At 37.4% G+C, this 1365-nt stretch carries 1 protein-coding gene; it reads right to left on the bottom strand.

Translation table 11 applies throughout. The features are described 5' to 3' along the window. Positions 1-96: 96 nt before the first annotated feature. A complete protein-coding gene (locus FHL06_RS13130; RefSeq protein ID WP_153387053.1) occupies positions 97-978 on the bottom strand; it encodes a hypothetical protein in 882 nt (293 codons plus the stop codon). Positions 979-1365: the final 387 nt, after the last annotated feature.

The following is a 1365-nucleotide window of genomic DNA, read 5'->3' as shown; positions in this document are numbered from 1 at the left end:
TAAATGTAATAAATAGATTTGCCCTATAACAAAAAAGACGCTCAGCAACCAAAATTCAGTTGCTGAGCGTCTTTCTACTATATATCTATTAATAAATTAATTATTTCCTCGAATTTGTGCATCAGAAGGTCTGATTGTATCACGACCATCGGCACGAGCGTTCTTAATAGCACGGATAATATCATTGTCACTCCAAGCACCAACTGTCTTAACACCTTGGTCAGTCAATTGTTGTCTAGCTTTAGCAATATCATCGTCAGTGATTTCCTTACCTTGACCTTTACGTGATTCGATATCGAAGTCACCTTTGGCAGCAGGATTGTTGCTTTGGTCATCGGAACTATTGTTGGAATTACTATCAGAATTTGTATCAGTACTATTATCATCAGTCTTAGTTTCATCAGTTGCGTTAACAGCTGTGGCTGGTAATGAATCTAATAAAGTCTTAGCTTGAGCGTAAATGTCTGAGTAATACTTACCCTTAATGCCCTTAAATTTCGTAATTTGTTCTAACAATGAACGAGCTTGGTCATTTGAACCAGACTTGATCATTGCTTTAGCGTTCTTAATATCAAGCTTAAAGTTACTACGGTTACGTTGAATCTTAGTAACTTGAGAAATCATTGACTTAGCTTTAGAAGTCATCTTCTTATTACCATTGTCCTGATCTTTGGCAATAGTCAAAGCGTCCTTAGCGTCAGAAAAATGACGTTTATTCATCAATTTCTTAGCTTTTACTAAATTAGTAGCTTGTTTCTTTGAAGCAGTAGCCTTGTCAGTCTTCTTAGCTTTAACTGCTGATTCAAAATAATCAGCCGCCTTAGAATAGTTTTCGTCGTTAACGGCGTCATTTCCCTTAGTCATTTCAGTCTTGTAAGCAGAACTGTTGTCACTAGACTTGCTTGATGATGCAGAATTGCTGCAGCCGGCTAGGATAAGAGCCAAACCTGTTGTTGCGAGTAATAATGCTTTTTTCATTTTTAAATTCCTCCATTGAATACTGCCAAGATTATAACATGTTAGAGAATATATGAAAATTGTAGGGGTATGCCGCCTGAGAGTGCCAGCAACTAAGCCTGCTGTGGGACCGACCTGAGCCAAGGTCTCAGGTCTCGGTTTTGAGCCTTGCAAAGACCGCAAGTCTCAAAACACGTCCGTTATGTAATAGCTAAAGCTATAACATAACTTTCACGGCTGGCTTAGTTGCTGGCACTCTCCGGCTAGGTTATCTGTTGGTTTATTGGATATCTTAGAATGTAATGTGTCGAATTTCTTTGTTTATGTATGATTTTTGAGTGAAAATAATCCAATTTCTTCTATATAAGTAATTATTGTCCTTAGCCCTTGAACTCATTTGAATTTAAA

This window comes from Companilactobacillus halodurans (assembly GCF_009600985.1).
GTDB lineage: Bacteria > Bacillota > Bacilli > Lactobacillales > Lactobacillaceae > Companilactobacillus > Companilactobacillus halodurans.
The sequence above is the reverse complement of the archived record's forward strand: the minus strand, read 5'-3'. Positions and strand labels throughout refer to the sequence as shown.